Source organism: Pseudomonas sp. PDM22 (assembly GCF_014851965.1).
Taxonomy (GTDB): domain Bacteria; phylum Pseudomonadota; class Gammaproteobacteria; order Pseudomonadales; family Pseudomonadaceae; genus Pseudomonas.
The window spans coordinates 294,050-315,896 of sequence record NZ_JACVAR010000004.1 but is presented as its reverse complement, the minus strand read 5'-3'; the positions used below and the strand labels follow the sequence as shown (position 1 = coordinate 315,896).

16 protein-coding genes are annotated in these 21,847 nt (G+C 65.5%); 7 read left to right on the top strand and 9 right to left on the bottom strand.

The features are described from left to right. Positions 1-38 precede the first annotated feature (38 nt). The 4 genes from IB255_RS16410 to thiI form a co-directional block, all read right to left on the bottom strand. Positions 39-1,403: a DUF3999 domain-containing protein gene (locus IB255_RS16410; protein ID WP_081515356.1), complete on the bottom strand. Its 1,365-nt coding sequence runs from the start codon at positions 1,401-1,403 to the stop codon at positions 39-41. Beyond that, positions 1,400-5,104, bottom strand: a complete 3,705-nt coding sequence (locus IB255_RS16405; protein WP_081515355.1) for a DUF2339 domain-containing protein — start codon at positions 5,102-5,104, stop codon at positions 1,400-1,402. The genes IB255_RS16410 and IB255_RS16405 overlap by 4 nt, the downstream gene beginning before the upstream one ends. A gap of 202 nt (positions 5,105-5,306) precedes the next feature. Beyond that, on the bottom strand, positions 5,307-7,127 hold the full coding sequence (gene typA, locus IB255_RS16400; RefSeq protein WP_081515354.1) for a translational GTPase TypA: 1,821 nt from the start codon (positions 7,125-7,127) through the stop codon (positions 5,307-5,309). 170 nt (positions 7,128-7,297) lie between these two features. Then, positions 7,298-8,752, bottom strand: a complete 1,455-nt coding sequence (thiI, locus tag IB255_RS16395; RefSeq protein WP_081515353.1) for a tRNA uracil 4-sulfurtransferase ThiI — start codon at positions 8,750-8,752, stop codon at positions 7,298-7,300. A 331-nt stretch (positions 8,753-9,083) separates the two neighbouring features. On the opposite strand from thiI, the gene glnA reads away from it, so the two are divergent. Continuing rightward, positions 9,084-10,493, top strand: a complete 1,410-nt coding sequence (glnA, locus tag IB255_RS16390; RefSeq protein ID WP_045215805.1) for a glutamate--ammonia ligase — start codon at positions 9,084-9,086, stop codon at positions 10,491-10,493. Between the two features lie 193 nt (positions 10,494-10,686). Here the strand turns inward: glnA and IB255_RS16385 are convergent, their stop codons facing one another. Beyond that, on the bottom strand, positions 10,687-12,894 hold the full coding sequence (locus tag IB255_RS16385) for a mechanosensitive ion channel family protein (protein ID WP_081515352.1): 2,208 nt from the start codon (positions 12,892-12,894) through the stop codon (positions 10,687-10,689). Positions 12,895-13,088: 194 nt separating this feature from the next. On the opposite strand from IB255_RS16385, the gene IB255_RS16380 reads away from it, so the two are divergent. From IB255_RS16380 to ntrC, 4 genes are all read left to right on the top strand, one after another. Next, positions 13,089-13,637, top strand: coding sequence for a DUF4124 domain-containing protein (locus tag IB255_RS16380; RefSeq protein WP_081515351.1), 549 nt, complete (start codon positions 13,089-13,091; stop codon positions 13,635-13,637). Between the two features lie 2 nt (positions 13,638-13,639). Then, positions 13,640-14,230 (top strand): DUF4124 domain-containing protein, encoded by a 591-nt coding sequence (locus IB255_RS16375; protein WP_192210564.1) that lies wholly within the window; start codon positions 13,640-13,642, stop codon positions 14,228-14,230. A 206-nt stretch (positions 14,231-14,436) separates the two neighbouring features. Continuing rightward, on the top strand, positions 14,437-15,513 hold the full coding sequence (gene glnL / locus IB255_RS16370; RefSeq protein WP_081515350.1) for a nitrogen regulation protein NR(II): 1,077 nt from the start codon (positions 14,437-14,439) through the stop codon (positions 15,511-15,513). 2 nt (positions 15,514-15,515) lie between these two features. Beyond that, on the top strand, positions 15,516-16,946 hold the full coding sequence (gene ntrC / locus IB255_RS16365) for a two-component system response regulator NtrC (RefSeq protein WP_081515349.1): 1,431 nt from the start codon (positions 15,516-15,518) through the stop codon (positions 16,944-16,946). 325 nt (positions 16,947-17,271) lie between these two features. On the opposite strand, the gene trmL is transcribed toward ntrC, so the two are convergent. Then, positions 17,272-17,733, bottom strand: coding sequence for a tRNA (uridine(34)/cytosine(34)/5-carboxymethylaminomethyluridine(34)-2'-O)-methyltransferase TrmL (gene trmL, locus IB255_RS16360; RefSeq protein WP_081515348.1), 462 nt, complete (start codon positions 17,731-17,733; stop codon positions 17,272-17,274). On the opposite strand from trmL, the gene IB255_RS16355 reads away from it, so the two are divergent. Next, entirely contained in the window at positions 17,732-18,184 is a 453-nt protein-coding gene (locus tag IB255_RS16355) for a hypothetical protein (protein ID WP_081515347.1), read from the top strand. The genes trmL and IB255_RS16355 overlap by 2 nt on opposite strands. 687 nt (positions 18,185-18,871) lie before the next feature. On the opposite strand, the gene secB is transcribed toward IB255_RS16355, so the two are convergent. From secB to IB255_RS16340, 3 genes are read right to left on the bottom strand one after another with little or no spacing between them, the layout of a single operon-like run. Beyond that, positions 18,872-19,354 (bottom strand): protein-export chaperone SecB, encoded by a 483-nt coding sequence (gene secB, locus IB255_RS16350; RefSeq protein ID WP_017517171.1) that lies wholly within the window; start codon positions 19,352-19,354, stop codon positions 18,872-18,874. Between the two features lie 37 nt (positions 19,355-19,391). Continuing rightward, on the bottom strand, positions 19,392-19,646 hold the full coding sequence (grxC, locus tag IB255_RS16345) for a glutaredoxin 3 (protein ID WP_045215790.1): 255 nt from the start codon (positions 19,644-19,646) through the stop codon (positions 19,392-19,394). Position 19,647: 1 nt separating this feature from the next. Beyond that, positions 19,648-20,070 carry a rhodanese-like domain-containing protein gene (locus IB255_RS16340; protein WP_081515346.1) on the bottom strand — a complete coding sequence of 141 codons (423 nt, stop codon included), beginning with the start codon at positions 20,068-20,070 and terminating at the stop codon, positions 19,648-19,650. A gap of 145 nt (positions 20,071-20,215) precedes the next feature. On the opposite strand from IB255_RS16340, the gene gpmI reads away from it, so the two are divergent. Then, on the top strand, positions 20,216-21,751 hold the full coding sequence (gpmI, locus tag IB255_RS16335) for a 2,3-bisphosphoglycerate-independent phosphoglycerate mutase (RefSeq protein WP_081515345.1): 1,536 nt from the start codon (positions 20,216-20,218) through the stop codon (positions 21,749-21,751). The last annotated feature ends 96 nt before the right edge of the window (positions 21,752-21,847 follow it).

Sequence of the window (21,847 nt, the reverse complement as noted above, 5' to 3'; positions counted from 1 at the left end):
TACAGGCGACACCCCTATCTTGCGGCGATCCGCGTCGATCAGCTCGCCTGGCGATTGCTCCGCAGCAGGCTCAGCGCCATCAGCGCGAGCAGGCCGACGCCAGCCAGCAGCAGCGCCCACAGGCCGTAGCGTTTCCAGTGGGTATCGGCTTTCGCGACATCGGCGGGCAATTGTGTCGCCGGCGCCTGAAGAGTGCCCTTGAGCCGCGCCTCGCCCATGCTCGCCAGGCGCTTGGGCTCGTAGCCGGGCACCAGGGTAGTCAGCGGCAGGCTGCCATCGCTGATCGAGCCGCTGCCCACCGCCAGTTCATAGGGCGCGCCGCCGCGGGCGAGGAACACCAGTTCGCTGGCGCGAACGCCCACGCTCAGGTGCGCCGTCGAACCGCCGAGGCCGCCGCCGCGCGAATCCACCTGCAGACGCAGCTGGCCCAGGGTGGTGCCCGGCAGTTCCAGCTCCTCCTGGGTGATTTCGCCACCCTGCCCCGGCAGGCGATACAACACGCCGCGCGTCAGGGGAGTCCACTGCACATTGCCGTCATGGCGGCCGGAGATCACCACCGGCGCCAGGGTATTGTCCTGCTGCAGGGGAATCCGCACGCGCTCTACCGGCAGCGCCAGCGGCAGGCTCCAGCTGAAATCGCCATTGTTGTCGGCCTTGGCCGCCAGCGGCTCGGACCAGAGCATCGGCACCGGGCCGCTACTGCTGCGGCTGCCACTGAGCGTGGCGCCGACCAGTTGTGCGGCCTGCTCCGGCGATTCCCACCACAGGCGCAGGTAGCGCGCCGTCTGGCCGGGCAGCGCGATGTCGTTCTGCTCGATGCGCTGGCCGTTGAAATCCAGCCGCGCCAGCTGCCCTTCCCCCAGGGAACGCCAGTGCTCCAGGTCGTCGCTGGCCTCGATGCGCAGGCGCTGGAAGCCGTCGCTGTCCGCCGTCCAGTCCAGCTGCAGGCGGTCCAGCGGCAAATCGCCGGAACCGGTTTCCAGCAGCCAGCCGCGCAGTACCTGGGTCTTGTCCTGGGCAGGCGCGTTCGGAGTGATTTCGAGGATGGTGCCGGTTGTGCTGCGGACGATCTTCAGGTTGTCGCCGGCCGCGCTGCCGGAAGCACCGCGCAGCGGGAAGATGCGCGCCTGCACTTCGCTGCGCACCTCCTTCTCGCTGGCCGCACTGGTGCGCAGGCTGTAGGGCAGCGCCTCGCCTTCGGCATTGAAGATGCGCACGTCTCGCAGGTCGCCATGGCGGGCCGCGAACAGCACCTCGATGGGCAATTGCACGCGGTACCACGGACCGTCGCCGGACACTTCCAGCGGAACACGGTTGGCGAAGTCCGCCGGCGTGGGTGCGGCACTGGCCTGGTTGCCCGACAGGCAGGCACCGGCGAGCAGGATGAGGGTATTGAGCTTCATGCGCAGGGTTGCTCCTGTTGCGGTTGCGCTTCGGGCACCGGCCGGCGCGGCGGCAGCGGGGCGAAGTAGCCGACGATCAGCATCAGCACGCCGACGCCGATGAAGGAAATGATGCGTTCCAGGCTGCCGCCGCTGGCGCGGTCGACGAGGAACAGCTTGATCACCACCACGACCAGCAGCACCGCACCGACCAGCCAGAAGTCGCGGCGGCCGCGCAAGTGCCCGGCGATCATCAGGCCCAGGGCGATCAGCGCCCAGACGATGGACAGGCCGGCCTGCACCAGCATGGACTGGCTGAGGGAATCGAACTCGAACGGCACGCCACCCCAGTGGTGGGCGGCGCGGCACACGGCCATGGTCAGCAGGGCGAACAACGAAGCGCCCAGCAGCGCCTGCACCGGCAGGCGCAGAGTCGACTCAGCCACGCCCAGTTGCGGCAGGCCCAGACGCGTCCACTGGAAGATCGCCGCCAGCACGATGAGCATGCCCAGCTCCAGCGGGTTCACCAGCGGCAGGTAGGGCAGCGGGTCGGCCGCGCCGTTGCTGAACAGGTTGACCAGCCAGAACCAGCCCAGCAGCGCCAGGGCTACCGGGGCGGCGGCGATGGCGCGGTACTCGCGCTCGAAGGCCGCCACCGGCCACGGCAGGCGCGCGACTCCGCCCATGAGGATGAGGAACAGGCTCGGCACCAGCGCCCAGCCCAGCCAGCGCCAGGCGTTGTAATGCTCGGCCAGGGCGAAGAACAGGTAGCGCAGCTCCAGCGCCAGCACGCCGAGGATCAGCCAGCAGCCCAGCACATGGGCTGCCTGTGCCGCACGGTGCGGCAGCAAGGCATCGAGCCGGCGCAGAGTGAAGAAGTGCACCGCGAACACCGCCAGCCAGCCAAGCCAGCCCAGCTCGGCGAGCGGGTGGTACTGCAGGTTCCAGGCACTGGCCAGCGCCACCCACGACACCGGCACCAGCGCCAGGCACAGCAGCGCCAGCGCACGCCATTGCTCGCGGCGCGCCAGCAGCGACCAGAGGCCGACGCTGACCGCCGCTACCAGCAACGCCGTGTGTTCACGCATCTCGCTCGGCACGAAGCGGGCGATCTCCCACAGCGCGGTCAACGCCCACCAGCCGGCGCCCCACACCAGCAGCAGCTGCGACAACTGCTCCAGGCCAAGGCCGCCCAGCGCCAGGTTGCGCTCGCGCTCGCTGGCCCGGTGCAGACGCCAGGCACCTACCAGCGCGGCCAGTGCCAGCACTGCCGGAGTCCAGAAGCCCATGTGCGCCAGCGGCTTCAGGCCCTCGCTGGGCAGGTCGCCAAACAGCGCCGAGCCGCCGAGCAGGAAGGCCCCGGCGCCGATCACCTGCAGCACCAGGCCGAAGACGAAAGCCGCGCGCTGCTGCAACTGCAGGCTCAGCCACAGGATCAGCAGCCCGCTGCCGGCCCAGACGGCGGCGGCGGTCTGCCATGGCAGCACGAAGAGTACGGCGAGGTTGATGAAGGCCAGGCCCAGCAGCAGGACTACGCTCAGGCCGAGCATCAGCCGGCGGTCGTCACGTACCAGGGAATCGCGCGCGGCGATCAGCATGGCGGCGATCAGCGCCAGGCCGATCAGCGAGGCAGTCACCAGTCCGCGCCAGCCTGAGCCGAGCACACCACTGCCCTCCTGCGCGCCGTGCAGATGCAGGAGGAACACCGCGCCACCCAGCAATTGCACCGCAAAGGCGCAAGCCAGGAAGGTGCGCGAGCGCAGGCGCAGCGCGGCGAACAGGGTCGCCAGCCCGGCGACGGCCCAGCTCATGGCGGTTCCGTCCGCGCCCATCAGCAGCGGCGCGATCAGGTAAAGGAAGGCCAGACCGAAGGCCGCCAGCACCGGGCGGGCGTTCGGCTCCCAGCTGCGCAGGGTCTGCGCATCGGCATTGCGCAGGTTCCAGAAGCTGAACAGCAGCGCCACGCCGAGCATCAGTGCGCCCAGCGGTGCGCCTTCGAGCAGCGTCAGCGACTGCGGGTCGGCGCGCAGTTCGCCGAGGAAGGCCAGCGCCGCACCGATTTGCAGCAGCAAGGCGAAAATCCGCGCCAGCGGCCGCTGCTGGCGCAAGCCGAGCCAGAAGATGCCGGCGCCTTCCACGGCCCAGGCGGCGGAAGTCCAGCGTGCATCCAGGCCCAGCGGGATCGCCAGCGTGCCGAACACCACGCCCAGCGCCAGGCAGGTTTCCACCAGCAGCAGCGCGCGGCCGGCGGTGCGCCCGTCCAGCAGGCGGGCGAGAAGCATGTAGAACAGGCCCAGCGCCAAGGCGCTGAACGCCGCGCCGAACTCCAGGTGCTGGATGATCCCGTATTGCAGGCCGAAGCCCACCAGCGGCGTGCCGAACAGCACAGTGCCGTCGACATAGTCGGTCTGCCGCGCCGACCAGCGCAGCAGCGCCTCGCGGGAATCATCCTCCGGCTCGCCAGCCGCCTCGCGCAGGCGACGGCGGGCGAACAGCAGGCCGATGGCGACGTAGGTGAGGAAGAACAGGATCAGGAACGGCTCGGTCGTGCCGAACAGCTCCGGCTTGTATGACCGCAGCCCCCAGGCCAGGCCGATGCCGAAGGTGCCGAAGAAGCCGATCAGGTTGAGCATCCGCCACGCCTTGAACCAGGCGATGGCGAAGATGCCGGCGTTGAGCAGGGCGAAGTAGCTGAACAGCGCGACATGGCTGCCACCGCCGGTGGACGCCAGGATCGGCGCGGCGAAACCGCCCAGCGCCGCGGCGGCGGCAAGGCCCACGGCATCCTGCAGGATAGCGAGGATCGCCGAGAACAGGGTGACCGCCACCAGCAGCACGAAGCCGGCTTTCGGGTCGATCAGCACGTCGCCATGGTTCATCGCCGGGTACAGCTTGATGCTGGCGAACACCGTCAGGTAGAGCACGGCGACGCCGGTGCCCTGGAGGATCAATGCATAGGCCGGGCGCCGATGACGCAGCCACCAACCGAGCCCGAGCAGCGCCAGCGCGGCGGCGGCGGTGCCGATGTAGGGGCCTTGCGGCGGCATGGTCATGCCTTCGGTGGCATAGCGCAGCAGGAAGGCCAGGCCGAGGAACAGCAGCACAACGCCGACGCGCAGCACGGTGTTGCCGCCCAGCAGCCAGTCGCGGGCGGCGCCGAAGGCGCGGTCGAACAGGGAAGGCACGGACGGAGATGGCGGCAGCGGTGGTGCGGCAGGAGCCGGCTGCGGCTGGGCCCCGGACTCCTCGGCGCGAGCCTGGGAGGCAGGCCTTTGCATCGGTTCGAGCACCAGGTCGGACCACTCGATGGGCGCTTCCACCCGCGCGGCAGGGGCCGGGGCCAGCTCGTCGGCGGGCAGCTCGATGTTCCAATCAAGCTCGGCGGCAGCGGGTTCGCTGACGGGCGCCTCAGGCTCGGGCACGTCCGGCGCAACCGGCGTTTCCGGTGCAACATACTCGGCAACGGCCGGCGGCAGCGTCTGCCCGCTCGCGCCACGCTCCACTTGCAGCAGCCGCTCATACAGGGCCTTGGTGCCCTGGTCGAAGCGCTCGCCAAAGGCCTTCAGCTCACCGCGAAGGCTGGCGTTCTCCCGTTGCAGGCTGTGCAGCGCGAAGGTCTGCCCCAGCGCGAGACCAACCACCGCGCCCAATACCGCCCCGGTGATCGACTCGCCCGCAGCGGCGCCGATGACCAGGCCGACCAGCATGAAAATCCATTGCATGCTTTCGAATCCTTGAGGTTCTGTGCGAATCCATCCCGAACCGGACGGCAACGTCCGGCAGGCTGAGTATATCGGCCCGGTTCCCTGGCCTGCGTCCACTAACTCTCAGCTTCGAATACTCTGACGTCGCGAAGTTGCCTTGCAGCCACGCAGAAACGAAAAAGCCGGGCAGATGCCCGGCTTTTCCTTGCTACCAGTCGAATCAGACCTTGGCGCGCTCGTAGCGCTTGCGGTCGTTTTCGTTGAGCATTTTCTTGCGCAGACGGATGGACTTCGGAGTCACTTCCACCAGCTCGTCATCGGCGATGAATTCCAGCGCCTGCTCCAGGGTGAAGCGGATCGGCGGAACCAGGGCGATGACTTCGTCCTTGCCCGAAGCGCGCATGTTGTCGAGCTTCTTGCCTTTGGTGGGGTTGATCACCAGGTCGTTGTCACGGCTGTTGATGCCGGCCAGCTGGCCTTCGTAGATCTCGTCGCCTGGGCCGAGGAACAGCTTGCCGCGGCTTTGCAGGGTTTCCAGCGAGTAGGTCAGCGCGGTGCCGGTGGCCATGGAGACCAGTACGCCGTTCTGACGGTTGGTCACTTCGCCTGCCTTGATCGGGCCGTAGTGGCTGAAGGTCGAGGTCAGGATGCCGGTGCCCGAGGTCAGGGTCAGGAAGTTGTTACGGAAGCCGATCAGGCCACGCGCCGGGATGGTGTATTCCAGGCGCACGCGGCCCTTGCCGTCGGGGATCATGTTGGTCAGATCGCCCTTGCGCAGGCCCATCTGTTCCATCACCGAGCCCTGGTGCTGCTCTTCGATGTCGATGGTGACGTTCTCGTAAGGCTCCTGCTTCTCGCCGTCGGCGGTCTCGATGATGACCACTTCCGGACGGCCTACGGCCAGTTCGAAGCCTTCACGGCGCATGGTTTCGATCAGTACCGAGAGGTGCAGTTCGCCACGGCCGGAGACCTTGAACTTCTCCGGGGAGTCGCCTTGCTCGACGCGCAGGGCCACGTTGTGCAGCAGTTCCTTGTCCAGACGGTCCTTGATGTTGCGGCTGGTGACGAACTTGCCTTCCTTACCGGCGAACGGCGAGTCGTTGACCTGGAAGGTCATGCTCACGGTCGGCTGGTCAACGGTCAGCGGCGGGCGCGCTTCGACGTTCTGCGGGTCGCACAGGGTGTCGGAGATGTACAGCTCGTCCATGCCCGAGACGCAGACGATGTCACCGGCTTCGGCTTCAGCGACTTCAACGCGCTGCAGGCCCGAGTGACCCATGATCTTCAGGATGCGGCCGTTGCGCTTGGTGCCGTCGTCGCTGATGGCCACGACCGGGGTGTTGGTCTTGACCTTGCCGCGGGCGATACGGCCGATGCCGATCACGCCGAGGAAGCTGTTGTAGTCCAGCTGGGAGATCTGCATCTGGAACGGACCGTCGACGTCGACTTTCGGCGCCGGAACGTGGTCGATGATCGCCTGGAACAGCGCGTCCATGTTGTCGTCCATCTTCTCGTGGTCCATGCCGGCGATGCCGTTCAGGGCACTGGCGTAGACGATCGGGAAGTCCAGCTGCTCGTCGGTGGCGCCGAGGTTGTCGAACAGGTCGAAGATCTGGTCGATGACCCAGTCAGGACGCGCGCCCGGACGGTCGATCTTGTTCACCACGACGATCGGACGCAGGCCGGCCTTGAAAGCCTTCTGGGTCACGAAGCGGGTCTGCGGCATGGGGCCGTCCTGGGCGTCGACCACCAGCAGCACGGAGTCGACCATCGACATCACGCGCTCAACCTCACCGCCGAAGTCGGCGTGGCCGGGGGTGTCGACGATGTTGATGCTGTAGTCATTCCATTTCAGGGCGGTGTTCTTCGCCAGAATGGTGATGCCACGCTCTTTTTCCTGGTCGTTGGAGTCCATCACACGCTCGTTTTCCGCTTCTTTGCGGTCGAGGGTGCCGGACAGGCGCAGGAGCTTGTCTACGAGGGTGGTCTTGCCATGGTCGACGTGGGCGATGATGGCGATGTTGCGCAGTTTTTCGATCACAGTGTCAGTCTCGATAGTGAATCTTCGGCTGCCGTTTTCGGCAGCGGGGGCCGGGCCGTGGCGCGGCGGTGCAAAAGGTCAGGGCGTGAGCCTACGCACCGAATGTGTCGGGAGGTCGGTGGCGGATACTGCCGCCGAACAGTCCGGGCTGGCGGCGTTGGTCCGCGCCTTTATTGCGGACGGTAAACACGCACATTGGTGTGCCCTTCGTTGACCAGGTGGTGGGCGTGCAGGCGACTCATCACGCCCTTGTCGCAATACAGGAGGTACTGGCGATTGGGGTCCAGTTCCTTGAACTTGCTGTTGATCGCGTAGAACGGCATGGCCAGGACTTCGATGCCCTCGATGGCCAGCGGTTCATCTTCCTGGGCATCCGGGTGACGGATGTCCACGACGATCTGGCCAGCCAGCACTTCGTCGACCATTTCCACGGCCAGGTCCTTGCCCAGCTCGTCGATCACGCGGTCGACGGTCATCTGGGTGGAACGCTCCAGGGCGCGGTCGAGCACGGCCATGTCGAACTTGGTTTCTTCGTGGTCGACGCGGTACGGCTTGGCCTGGGTGGTCGGGTTTACCGAGATCACGCCGCAGTATTCTGGCATGTGCTTGGCGAACTCGGCGGTGCCGATCTTCGTCGCGGTGTCGATGATGTCCTGCTTGTGGCTGACGATCAGCGGGCGCAGGACCAGGGTGTCGGTCACCCGGTCGATCACCGAGAGGTTGGGCAGGGTCTGGCTGGAGACCTGGGAAATCGCCTCGCCGGTCACCAGCGCGTCGATCTCCAGGCGCTCTGCCACGCGGCTGGCGGCGCGCAGCATCATGCGCTTGAGCGTCACGCCCATGTAGCTGTCGTCGACCTTGGTGAGAATCTCGCCGACCACTTCCTCGAAGGGCACGCTGACGAACAGCACGCGCTGGGAACTGCCGTACTTCTTCCACAGGTAGTGCGCGACTTCCATCACGCCCAGTTCGTGGGCACGGCCGCCGAGGTTGAAGAACACGAAGTGGCTGATCATGCCGCGGCGCATCATCTGGTAGGCCGCCACGGTGGAGTCGAAGCCACCGGACATCAGCACCAGCACCTGCTCCAGCGCGCCCAGCGGGTAGCCGCCGAGGCCATCGTGCTGGGCGTGGATCACGTAGAGGCGGTCATGGCGGATTTCCACGCGCACTTGCACTTCCGGGTTCTTCAGCGACACGCCCGCCGCGCCGCAATGCTGGCGCAGGCCGCCGCCGACGTAACGCTCCACATCGATGGAGGTGAAGGGGTGCTTGCCCGCGCGCTTGCAGCGCATGGAGAAGATCTTGCCCGGCAGCTGGTCGCCGAAGTGCGCCTTGCATTTCTCGAGGATGTCGTCGAAATCGCCCAGCGGGTATTCGTGCACTTCCAGGAAGTGGCCGATGCCCGGCGTGCAGGTCAGGCGCTCGATCATCTCGCGCAGGGCTTTCGGGTCGGTGACCTTGGTCTCGACCTCGAGGTTGTCCCACTCGCCTTCGACCAGCAGCTCGGGATCGAGATCGCGGAGCACCGTGCGAATGTTCTTCGCCAGCTGGCGGATGAAGCGCTTGCGCACCGGCCGGCTCTTGATGGTGATTTCCTGGAAGACCTTGACGATGAGTTTCATGCGGATCGGGCGATTGCCATGGGACTGAAAAAAAGGGGCGGAATTATATCCGAAATTGCTCAAGACTTGAGCAGAAATCGGAGACTTTCTTTTTAGTGCACCAAAATGGACTGACGCACCACGATGAAGCACCAAAGCGGTGCACTATTATCGCGCAATCCTCTATAACACCCGCCACACCCCGTGATTTCAGGGCCTCTGCCCATTTACGGGCACTGGCACGCAACTTGCTCTCTTGTGAGGCAGGTTGCCCTGGCCGACTATGCCGGCCGGCATCACCCGTTACTGGGGCACAGAAAGCTCCCAGCTCTAATCCCTCCTGGAGGACAGCATGTCGTACAAGTCGCAACAACTGATCAAAGATCATGACGTGAAGTGGGTTGACCTGCGCTTCACCGATACCAAAGGCAAGCAGCAGCACGTCACCATGCCCGCCCGCGACGCGCTGGACGACGAGTTCTTCGAAGCCGGCAAGATGTTCGATGGCTCCTCCATCGAAGGCTGGAAGGGCATCGAAGCCTCCGACATGATCCTGCTCCCGGACGACAGCACCGCCGTGCTCGACCCGTTCACCGAAGAGCCGACCCTGATCATCGTTTGCGACATCATCGAGCCGAGCACCATGCAAGGCTACGAGCGCGACCCGCGCAACATCGCCAAGCGCGCCGAGGAATACCTGAAGTCCACCGGTATCGGTGACACCGTATTCGTCGGCCCGGAGCCGGAGTTCTTCATCTTCGACGAAGTGAAGTTCAAGTCCGACATCTCCGGCTCGATGTTCAAGATCTTCTCCGAGCAGGCCTCCTGGAACACCGACGCTGACATCGAGACCGGCAACAAAGGCCACCGTCCGGGCGTCAAGGGCGGCTACTTCCCGGTACCGCCGGTCGACCACGACCACGAAATCCGTACCGCCATGTGCAACGCCATGGAAGAAATGGGCCTGGTCATCGAAGTTCACCACCACGAAGTGGCGACTGCCGGCCAGAACGAAATCGGCGTGAAGTTCAACACCCTGGTTGCCAAGGCTGACGAAGTTCAGACCCTGAAGTACTGCATCCACAACGTTGCCGACGCCTATGGCAAGACCGTGACCTTCATGCCGAAGCCGCTGTACGGCGACAACGGCTCGGGCATGCACGTTCACATGTCCATCTCCAAGGATGGCAAGAACACCTTCGCTGGCGAAGGCTATGCCGGTCTGTCCGATACCGCCCTGTACTTCATCGGCGGCATCATCAAGCACGGCAAGGCGCTGAACGGCTTCACCAACCCGGCCACCAACTCCTACAAGCGTCTGGTTCCGGGCTTCGAAGCCCCGGTCATGCTGGCCTACTCGGCTCGCAACCGTTCCGCCTCGATCCGTATCCCGTACGTCTCCAGCCCGAAAGCCCGCCGCATCGAAGCGCGCTTCCCGGACCCGGCTGCCAACCCCTACCTGTGCTTCGCCGCACTGCTGATGGCTGGCCTGGACGGCATCCAGAACAAGATTCACCCCGGCGATGCCGCCGACAAGAACCTGTACGACCTGCCGCCGGAAGAGGCGAAGGAAATCCCGCAGGTTTGCGGCAGCCTGAAAGAAGCGCTGGAAGAACTCGACAAGGGCCGTGCGTTCCTGACCAAGGGCGGCGTGTTCACCGACGAGTTCATCGATGCCTACATCGAGCTGAAGTCGGAAGAAGAAATCAAGGTGCGCACCTTCGTGCACCCGCTGGAATACGACCTGTACTACAGCGTCTGATCCACGAATACCTATAAATAGCGACACCATTAAGGCCTCCTTCGGGAGGCCTTTTTTATGGGCTCAGGAAAGCGCGCAGGCGCCTTTGCAGGAGCGCCTCATGCGCGCGATCGCGGGCATGGCCCGCTCTTACAGGCGAGCGCGGCGTCACCGACCTGTAGGAGCGAGCTTGCTCCTACGAAAAGCAGTTGGATCAGATCCCGCCGTCCGCCGGCACGCCCTGCTCCTCGTCGTCCTCGCGGCGCGATTTGCGCATGCGCGAGAGCTGCACGTTCAGGCGCGGCATGGAGAGCTCCAGCCCGGCCTTGTCGAGCTTTTGCCGCAGGCGCAGATTGAAGGCACGCTGCACTTCCCACTGGCGGATCGGCGCGGTCTTGAAGCGGAAGCGCAGGATCGCCTGGCCGGCGTCGAAGCTCTCGATGCCCTGGATTTCCAGCGGCGACCAGATGGCGCGGTTGATGGTGCGGTCGCCGCGCAGCTCGCCGGAGACTTCCTTGACCAGCGCCAGCGCGTCGTCGATCGGCATGCTCGCCGGCACCGGCCAGCGGAACATGGCGTAGCCGAACTGCCGCGAGTAGTTCTTGATGCTCTTGATCTCGCTGAACGGGATGGTGTGCACCACGCCGTCCAGGTCGCGCAGGCGCACGGTGCGGATGGTCAGGCCCTCCACCGTGCCGAGGTGGCCGCCGACGTCGACGTAGTCGTCGATGGACAGCGAGTCCTCGATGATGATGAACAGGCCGGTGATCAGGTCCGCCACCAGCGATTGCGCACCAAAGCCGATGGCCAGGCCGATGACACCGGCACCGGCAAGCAGCGGCGTGACGTTCATGCCCATGTTGGCCAGCGCAACGATCAGCGCGATCACCGCGATGGTCACGAACAGCACGTTGCGGATCAGTGGCAGCATGGTCAGCGCGCGGGCGTTGGCGCTCTTCTTGCCGCCCAGGCCGAGGCTGTGCTGCACCGCGGTGTCGGTAAGAATCCAGACCAGCCAGGCAACGAGCAGGGTGGTACCAAAGCTGAACAGCTTGAGGCTGATCTGCGAGCCGTCGCCTTCGGCGAAACGCACCAGCGACATGCCCCAGACGCGCAAGCCAATCTCCAGGAAGAACAGCAGGCTGCCGATGTGCAGCAGCGTGTAGCCGAAGCTCTGCAACTGCTCGATGTACGGCGCATGGCGACGCGCACCGCGCCGCGCGGAGCGCTGGTGGGCGCGGCGGATCAGGCCGTTGACGGTCATCGCCACCACCGCAACGGCAGCGCAGACCAGGGCGCGGCGCAGGGCGTAGCTGCTGTCGCCGGCGGTGACGATGGTGGCGAACAGCGAGATGCCCACCAGCACCAGCACCGGCAGGAACCAGATCGAGCCGATCAGCTCCACCAGGTCGCTCAGGCCCCGGCGCTTGAGGCGACGCTCCAGCGGCTGGTTGCGGATCAGGTGGGCGATGGGCCGGCGGAACTGCAGGACGAACAGTGCAGTGAGCAGCGCGGCACAGATGTTCGCCACGGAACCGACAAACAGCGAGATGTTCATCCCCAGGCTCTCGATGACGCGCGGGTCGTGCATCACTTCACCCAGCGCCGCGAGGCTGCCGATCAGCCAGAGCGGACGGAAGGCGCGGCGGCGCAGGATGTCCAGCGCACGCATGCGGTGCGGGCCGCTGAGCAGCGACAGGGAGATCACGCACAGCGCGGAGAACAGCGTGCCGCACACCAGGGTGTAGGCGATCACCATCGCCACCAGCTTGCCGAGCGAGCTGGGCAGCACCAGGGACAGGTAGACGGTGATCAGGAAGGCCACCAGCCAGGGACCGAGCTTGCGCAGGGCGAACAGCAGCAGGTCGCGGGTCTTGGGGTGTTGCGGCAGCTCGCCCTCCAGGCCGAAGCGCTTGCGCATGCGCCCGGCGATCCAGCGCAGGCCGAGCGCGACGCAGGCCCAGATGAGGATGACCAGGGCGAAATCGAGGATCATCCCCGGCCATTCCGCCAGCGACGGGGTGCGGGCGTCGAGCTCAAAGCCGGCGCCCTGGAACAGCTCACTCCAGCGCACCACCGGGCTGTTGGCGCCCTCGAACTGGCGCTCCAGGCTACCCAGTGTATCGCCGATCAGGCCGAGCACTCCGCCCTGGTCCTCGGAACTCTTCTGCGTGGCGTCGCGCAACTGCTTGAGTTTCTTCAGCAGGTCGGCGCGCTGCTGGTCATTCTCCAGGGTCTTGATCACCTGGTTCAGCGACTGCTCCAGCTGGGCATCGCTGACCTTCGCCTCGCCACCTCCCGTCACCCCGGCCAGGGGCCCGGGAAGCGCCGCCAGCGCTGGCCCGGCGACGGACAAGCCGAGGCCCAGGCAGCACAGCAGCAGCCACTGACGAAGCAGGTAACGAATCGGACTCACAGGCATACCCCACCAACATGGACAATCACGCTTGCCCGCATCATACAGACGCCGGCGCCAGGCTCGGACCCGTCCCACGCAGGAAAGGTCCCCCCACGAGCAGCAGCGCACAACGCGCGGCGCCCCGCTGAAAGACAATAGGCAACTTGCCAGCCGCCGTCGGCGGTGCAAGGCTTGGCATGACCATCCGGAGATTCTTCATGCGCCTGATCCTCACCGCCCTGCTGCTCGCCGCCGCATTGCCTGCCAGCGCGCAGATCTACAAGTACACCGACGCCAACGGCAAGACGGTGTTCACCAACCAGCCGCCGACCAATGTCGACGCCAAGCCCGTGGAGCTGCCGCCGACCAACACCGTCGGCCCGCAAGGTCCGGTCGCAGTGCCCGCCGACAGCGGCACTGCGAACCAGGCCAGCAACGCCTACGCGATTCTCGCCCTGAGCAACCTGCCGGACGACGAATCACTGCGGCAGAACAACGGCACCTTCATCGTCAATGTCGTGGTGCAGCCCGCCCTGGCTGGCGGCCATCAACTGCAACTCGTGCTCGACGGCCAGCCCTATGGCACACCGACCAGCAGCACCAGCATTGGCCTGCAGAGCCTCGACCGTGGCGACCATACCCTGGCGGTCCAGGTACTGCAGGGCAGCCGTGTGATCCAGGCCAGCGCGCCGGTGAACTTCACCCTGCAACGCATCAGCACCAACAGCCCGCAACGGCCCAAGGTCCAGCCCAGGACGGGCGGCTGACCATGCGCTATCTGGTGACTCTCTTGTCGGTGACCCTGTTGTCGGCGCTGTTCTGCCTGTCAGCCAGCGCCGAGGTCTACACCTACATCGACAAGGAAGGTAATCGCGTCTTCACCGATCAGCCGCCGCGCGGCAACGCGCAGAAGCTGCAGCTGGCGCCGATCAATTCCCAACCCGGCTCGCCCAACGGCGTGCGCATGCCGCCACCGCTCTACGCACCGGCCACACCCGAGTTGCCACCCGGCCCACCGGCCTACCAGCTGCTGCGCATCATCGTGCCGGAGCCCGATGCCACCGTGCGAGCCAATGACGGCGCGCTGATCGTCTCTGCCACCAGCGACCCGGCCCTGCTGCCCGGGCATCTCTACCGCCTGCTGCTGGACGGCAAGCCCGTGGGCGAGCCCGGCCGCAGCCCGGTGTTCCCGCTGAACAACATCGACCGGGGCACCCACCAGCTTTCGGTAGAGATCATCGACACCCTCGGCCGCACCATCGAGCAGACGCCCAGCCAGCCCTTCCACATGTTCCGCGTTTCCGTGGCCGAAGCGGCCGATCTGGAGACTACCCACCCGCTCGCCGCCGCCAACCGCTGACGCGGCGTGCGGCCAGGCACAAATGCACCATATCGGTGCATACGCCTGCACCACTTTCTATACTCTCCCCATTTCGGGTCACTCCGACTGACCGGATCGGCAGCTTGCGCACCGCAAATCAGCGCGATGCCGCGAAATACGCGTCTTTTCAGGGCCTGGTTTGCTTTTTGCATTTTCCCGCACAGTCTTGGGACATCTCTTACGCCATGCCTACAGAAACCCAGCTCCGCCTGTTGCTCGACAACCTCACCACGGCGGTGATCCTGCTCAATGCCGAGCTGCGCCTGGAGTACATGAACCCGGCGGCGGAAATGCTGCTGGCGGTCAGCGGCCAGCGCAGCCACGGGCAGTTCATCAGCGAGCTGTTCACCGAATCGCCCGAAGCACTGCAGTCGCTGCGCCAGGCGGTGGAGGAGGCGCACCCCTTCACCAAGCGCGAGGCGAGCCTGACCTCGCTGACCGGTCAGACCATCACCGTGGACTACGCGGTGACGCCGATCCTCGACCGTCGCGACACCCTGCTGCTGCTGGAAGTCCACCCGCGCGACCGACTGCTGCGGATCACCAAGGAAGAGGCGCAGCTGTCCAAGCAGGAAACCACCAAGCTGCTGGTGCGCGGCCTGGCCCACGAGATCAAGAATCCGCTGGGCGGCATTCGCGGCGCGGCGCAGCTGCTTTCCCGCGAGCTGCCGGAGGAATCGCTCAAGGACTACACCAACGTCATCATCGAAGAAGCCGACCGCCTGAGGAACCTGGTGGACCGCATGCTCGGCTCGAACAAGCTGCCGCAGCTCTCGGTGACCAATGTCCACGAAGTGCTGGAACGCGTCTGCAGCCTGGTGGAGGCCGAGACCCAGGGCAGCATTCCGCTGGTGCGCGACTACGACCCGAGCATCCCTGACCTGCTGATCGACCGCGAGCAGATGATCCAGGCCGTGCTCAACATCGTGCGCAACGCCATGCAGGCGATCGCCGCGCAGAACGAACTCAAGCTGGGGCGCATCACCCTGCGCACCCGCACCCTGCGCCAGTTCACCATCGGCCACACTCGCCATCGCCTGGTGTGCAAGGTGGAGATCATCGACAACGGCCCAGGCATACCGGCCGAACTGCAGGACACCATCTTCTATCCGATGGTCAGCGGCCGTGCCGACGGCACCGGCCTGGGCCTCGCGATTACCCAGAACATCATCAGCCAGCACCAGGGCTTGATCGAATGCGAAAGCCATCCGGGCCACACCGTATTCAGTCTGTTCCTGCCCCTGGAACAAGGAGTGCATTGACCATGAGCCGATCAGAGACCGTCTGGATCGTCGACGACGACCGCTCCATCCGCTGGGTACTGGAAAAAGCCCTGCAACAGGAAGGCATGACCACCGTCAGCTTCGACAGCGCCGACAGCGTCATGAGCCGGCTGGGCCGGCAGCAGCCGGACGTGATCATCTCCGACATCCGCATGCCCGGTTCCAGCGGCCTCGACCTGCTGGCGCAGATCCGCGAGGTGCACCCGCGCCTGCCGGTGATCATCATGACCGCGCACTCGGACCTGGACAGCGCCGTGGCCTCCTACCAGGGCGGTGCCTTCGAGTACCTGCCCAAGCCCTTCGACGTCGACGAGGCGGTCTCCCTGGTCAAGCGCGCCAACCAGCACGCCCAGGAGCAGCAGGGCCTGGAAGCGCCGACCAACCAGACGCGCACCCCGGAGATCATCGGCGAGGCGCCGGCGATGCAGGAGGTGTTCCGCGCCATCGGCCGCCTCTCGCACTCCAACATCACCGTGCTGATCAACGGCGAGTCCGGCACCGGCAAGGAACTGGTTGCCCATGCCCTGCACCGCCACAGCCCTCGCGCGGCCTCGCCGTTCATCGCCCTGAACATGGCGGCGATCCCGAAGGACCTGATGGAGTCCGAGCTGTTCGGCCATGAAAAAGGCGCCTTCACCGGCGCGGCCAACCAGCGCCGCGGCCGCTTCGAGCAGGCCGACGGCGGCTCGCTGTTCCTCGACGAGATCGGCGACATGCCGGCCGACACCCAGACCCGCCTGCTGCGCGTACTGGCAGACGGCGAGTTCTACCGCGTGGGTGGCCACACCCCGGTGAAGGTGGACGTACGGATCATCGCCGCGACTCACCAGAACCTGGAAAACCTGGTGCGCGAGGGCAAGTTCCGCGAAGACCTGTTCCACCGCCTGAACGTCATCCGCGTGCACATCCCGCGCCTGGCCGACCGCCGCGAAGACATCCCCGCGCTGGCCCGGCACTTCCTCTCCCGCGCCGCGCAGGAACTGGCGGTGGAGCCCAAGCTGCTCAAGCCGGAAACCGAGGAATACCTGAAGAACCTTGGCTGGCCGGGCAACGTGCGCCAGCTGGAGAACACCTGCCGCTGGATCACCGTCATGGCTTCCGGCCGCGAGGTGCACATCGATGACCTGCCGCCGGAGCTGATGACCCAGCCGCAGGACAACGTACCGGCCGCCAACTGGGAGCAGGCCCTGCGCCACTGGGCCGACCAGGCGCTGGGCCGCGGGCAGTCCAGCCTGCTGGATACCGCCGTTCCAGCTTTCGAACGGATCATGATCGAGACCGCGCTCAAGCACACCGCCGGCCGCCGCCGCGATGCCGCCGTGCTGCTGGGCTGGGGCCGCAATACCCTGACCCGCAAGATCAAGGAACTGGGCATGAAGATCGACGGCCCGGACGACGACGGCGAGGACTGACGTCCTTCCACGAGAAAGGGGCCAGAAGGCCCCTTTTTTCTTGCGCGGCGCTCCTCAAAAACGCCCCTGGCCCAAGGGCTGCGCAGGCTGAACGCGGTCATATCCCGGCAACATCTATCCCCAGAACCTGTGGATAACACTGTGCACGGAACGGGGAAGGAACGTGCTACAGCCCAGAGCACGCGCGGTCTGGAGGTTTGCGTGGTTTCTGTGCAGGAATTTCCGGCTTGCCCACATCCACTGTGTGCCCGCCTGTGGATAAGCTTGGGGCAAGCCGCTGCGCTCCCCGCCCCGCGCGGGTTTGCGCGAATCGATCAGAAAACGCTCAATCCATCGCAAAGCCGTGCTGACGCCAGGCTTCATAGACAGTCACGGCCACGGTGTTGGACAGGTTCAGGCTGCGGCAACCGGGGCGCATCGGCAGGCGCACGCGCTGTTCCGGTGGCAGGGCGTCGCGCACTTCTTCCGGCAGGCCACGGCTTTCCGGGCCGAACAGGAAAGCGTCGCCACGCTCATAGGCCACTTCGTGGAACGGCTGCGACCCCTTGGTGGTGAACGCGAACAGGCGCGGCTGGCCGAGCTGCTCCAGGCACTCTTCCAGGCTCGCATAACGGCGCACGCTGGCGTACTCGTGGTAATCCAGCCCGGCGCGACGCAGACGCTTGTCGTCCAGCTCGAAGCCCAGCGGCTCGATCAGGTGCAGGCTGCAACCCGCGTTGGCGCACAGCCTGATAATGTTGCCGGTGTTTGGGGGGATTTCCGGTTGAAAAAGGATTACGTGGAACATGCAGCGCTCCGAGCCTGAGAACGGCGGGCATTCTACCCCCGCCAAGGAGCAAATGCGGCCAAGGCCCTGGTTGAAGGTGCTGGTTTCGCTGTGCGTGCTCGGCCTGCTGCTGGGACTGATGCTTGGCCGCCTGGTGAATCCGCCACACGAGGGCCCCCCGCAGATCCTTGCGGTAGAGCCTTCTGCCGATGGATTGGTAGTCACTCTGGACGCGCAGCCCGCCGTTCGCGCCGGCCATCTGGACGGCGCCCTGGCCGTGCAGATCGAGGCCAGCGGCAACGCGCAGCAGGGCCAGTTGCGGATCGGCGATGCGCCGGTGCGCTGGAAGCTGGAACCAAGGGAGCGCGGGGTTCTGCTGACGCTGCTGTCGACCCGGCGCCTGCAGGGCAACTGGGACAGCGCCGAGGTCGGGGGCCGGTGGCGCCTGACCATCAGCGCGCGGCCCGAATAAAAGCGGGGTTTTCCCGGCCTGCCTGGTCCGGGGCCCCGAAGCGGGAAGCGAACCCTCCGAAAGGAGGCTCGCGGGCATAAAAGAGGGGTTTACCCGGCCTGCCTGTACCAGGACCCCTAACGGGTGCGCGGCTCGCCTTAGCGCGCCTGCGGGCATAAAAAGGGGGCTTTCCCGGCCTGCCTGTACCAGGACCCCCGAACCGGCTGCGACGGCCACCGCTTCGGACGGCACGCTCGCAAGTTGTAAAAGAGGGGTTCCCCAGCCTGCCTGTACCGAGGCCCCTGAAATCGCTGTTATCAGAGGTATTGCAGAGGGCGTGCCAAGATTGCTCGCCGAGTATTCCGCCTCAGTCACAAGCCGCGCCCTGGCTGGCTGAAAGCCCCGTAACCAGGCGCTTCCAGGGATCTCCACAAACGCTCGAAGCAGCGCACGCCGGCCTCTAAAACGGGGCTCCCAGGGCCTCCCTGCCGCGCCGCCCGCTGCGCCCTGCTAGTGCGCATGCACCAAACTTGAACGCGCGGCCCTTACCCACAGCAACCCTGAGCAAATACTGGAACAGCCTGTGGATAAGCGTGCCTGAGCCAGGAGCCACGCAGCACGCGCAGACCTGATCAAAAATCGATCACCCCAAAATCGCAGGCAAAGAAAAAGGCGCCCGAAGGCGCCTTTCTCGTTCGGCGTCAGTGCTTACTGGGCCGGGATCTCGCCGGATGCCTGCATGCGGGCGATTTCCTGCGCGTACAGCGCATCGAAGTTCACCGGGGACAGCATCAGCGCCGGGAACGAACCACGGACAACCAGGCTGTCCAGGGTTTCGCGGGCGTACGGGAAGAGGATGTTCGGGCAGAAGGCACCCAGGGTGTGGCTCATGCTGGACGCGTCCAGGCCCTTGATCAGGAAGATGCCAGCCTGCTGCACTTCAACGATGAAAGCGGTTTCCTCGTTGTTCTTCACGGTCACCGAAACGGTCAGGACCACTTCGTAGAAGTCGCCGTCCAGCTGCTTCTGACGGGTGTTGAGGTCCATGGCGATGCTCGGCTGCCACTCCTGACGGAAGATTTCCGGAGCCTTGGGGGCCTCGAAGGAGAGGTCACGCACGTAGATGCGCTGCAGCGAGAACTGCGGGTTGTTGTCTTGTTCGGCTGCGCCGTTGCTGGCTTGTTCAGTCATTTCGGGACCTTCTTGTGCATCGTTTCAGAATGAGGAATTACGCCGAGAGCAGCGTATCCAGCTTGCCCGCGCGTTCCAGCGCGTAAAGATCGTCGCAGCCGCCGATGTGGGTTCCGTCGATCCAGATCTGCGGCACTGAAGTCCGACCCGCCTTGCTGGCCATCTCGGCGCGCACGCCAGGCTTGCCGTCCACGGAGATTTCCTCGTAGGCGACGCCCTTCTTGTCCAGCAGGGCCTTGGCGCGGATGCAATAAGGGCACCACGCGCTGGTGTAGATCAAGGTCGACGACATCTCACTTCACCAGAGGCAGGTTGTCGCCACGCCAGCTGCCGATGCCGCCGGAGAGCTTGGCGGCGGTGTAGCCGGCCTTCTGCAGCACGCTGCACCAGGTGCCCGAATGCTGGCCCATGCCGTCGACCACGATGATGGTCTTGGCCTTGTGTTTGTCCAGCTCGCTCAGGCGCGCGTTCAGCTTGTCCGCCGGGATGTTCAGGGCGCCGACGATATGGCCGGTGGCGAACTCCTTGGTCGGACGGATATCCAGCACCACGGCCTGCTCGGCGTTGACCATGGCGGTCAGCTCGCGGGTGGACAACGCGCGGCCGCCCTTGCGCATTTCGTGCAGGGCCAGCAGCACCAGCAGGATGACCAGGGCACCGACCAGCAGGTAGTGGTTGGTGGCGAATTCGATCAGACGAGGAAGAAACGAAGACATGCGCAGGACATCCAGACGTAAAAATGCCGGCCAGTATACACGCGCGTATCTGACGGCTGAACCCTGCCAATCATGGCGTCTGTCGGCACCAACCGGTAAAATGTCGGTCCTTTTCTGACCCCTATTCTCGGAAAGAGCCGTACCTATGACTGCAACGCGCAAACCGCTGGTCCTGATCATCCTGGACGGCTTCGGCCATAGCGATAGCCCTGAATTCAATGCCATCTACGCCGCGAAGAAGCCCAACTGGGACCGCCTGCTGGCCAGCCAGCCGAACGGCCTGATCTCCGGCTCGGGCATGGACGTCGGCCTGCCCGACGGCCAGATGGGCAATTCCGAGGTAGGCCACATGAACCTGGGCGCCGGCCGTGTCGTCTACCAGGATTTCACCCGCGTCACCAAGGCCATCCGCGACGGCGAGTTCTTCCAGAACCCGGTACTGACCGGCGCCGTCGACAAGGCAGCGGGTGCCGGCAAGGCCGTGCACATCCTCGGCCTGCTCTCCGATGGCGGCGTGCACAGCCACCAGGACCACCTGATCGCCATGGCCGAACTGGCCGCGCAGCGTGGCGCGCAGAAGATCTACCTGCACGCCTTCCTCGACGGCCGCGACACCCCGCCCAAGAGCGCCGAGCCTTCGCTGAAGCTGCTCGACGACGCCTTCGCCCGCATCGGCAAAGGCCGCACCGCCAGCATCATCGGCCGCTACTTCGCCATGGACCGCGACAATCGCTGGGACCGTGTCGAAGCCGCCTACAACCTGATCACCGACGGCACCGCCGAATTCACCGCCGACACCGCCGTGGGCGCGCTGAACGCCGCCTATGAGCGCGGCGAGAGCGACGAATTCGTCAAGGCCACGCGCATTGGCGAGCAGGTGCGTGTGGAAGACGGCGACGCCGTGGTCTTCATGAACTTCCGTGCCGACCGCGCCCGCGAACTGTCGCGCGCCTTCGTCGAGCCAGGCTTCAAGGAGTTCCCGCGCCAGCGCGAGCTGCACCTGGCGCAGTACGTGATGCTCACCCAGTACGCGGCGAGCATCCCGGCACCCAGCGCATTCAAGCCCGAATCCCTGGACAACGTCCTGGGCGAGTACCTGGCCAAGAACGGCAAGACCCAGCTGCGCATCGCCGAGACCGAAAAGTACGCCCACGTGACCTTCTTCTTCTCCGGCGGCCGCGAAGAGCCGTTCGAAGGCGAAGAACGCATCCTCATCCCATCGCCCAAGGTCGCCACCTATGACCTGCAGCCGGAAATGAGCGCGCCTGAAGTCACCGACCGGATCGTTGACGCCATCGAGAACCAGCGCTTCGACGTGATCATCGTCAACTACGCCAACGGCGACATGGTCGGCCACACCGGCGTGTTCGAGGCCGCGGTGAAAGCCGTCGAGTGCCTGGATACCTGCGTCGGTCGGATCGTCGAGGCGCTGGACAAGGTCGGCGGCGAAGCCCTGATCACCGCCGACCACGGCAACGTCGAGCAGATGGAAGACGCGATGACCGGCCAGGCGCACACCGCGCACACCTGCGAGCCGGTGCCTTTCGTCTACGTCGGCAAGCGCAAGGTCAGCATCCGCGAGGGCGGCGTGCTCGCCGACGTGGCCCCGACCCTGCTGAATCTGATGGGTCTGGAACAGCCCAAAGAGATGACCGGCAAATCGATCGTCACCCTCCTTTAAGGACGACGATTGCGCGGGAACGTGAGCCATCTCCCGTCGGTCAGAGCAAACGCCCCACGCCATGCGGCCTGGGGCGTTTTTTTTAGCGCCCGCCAC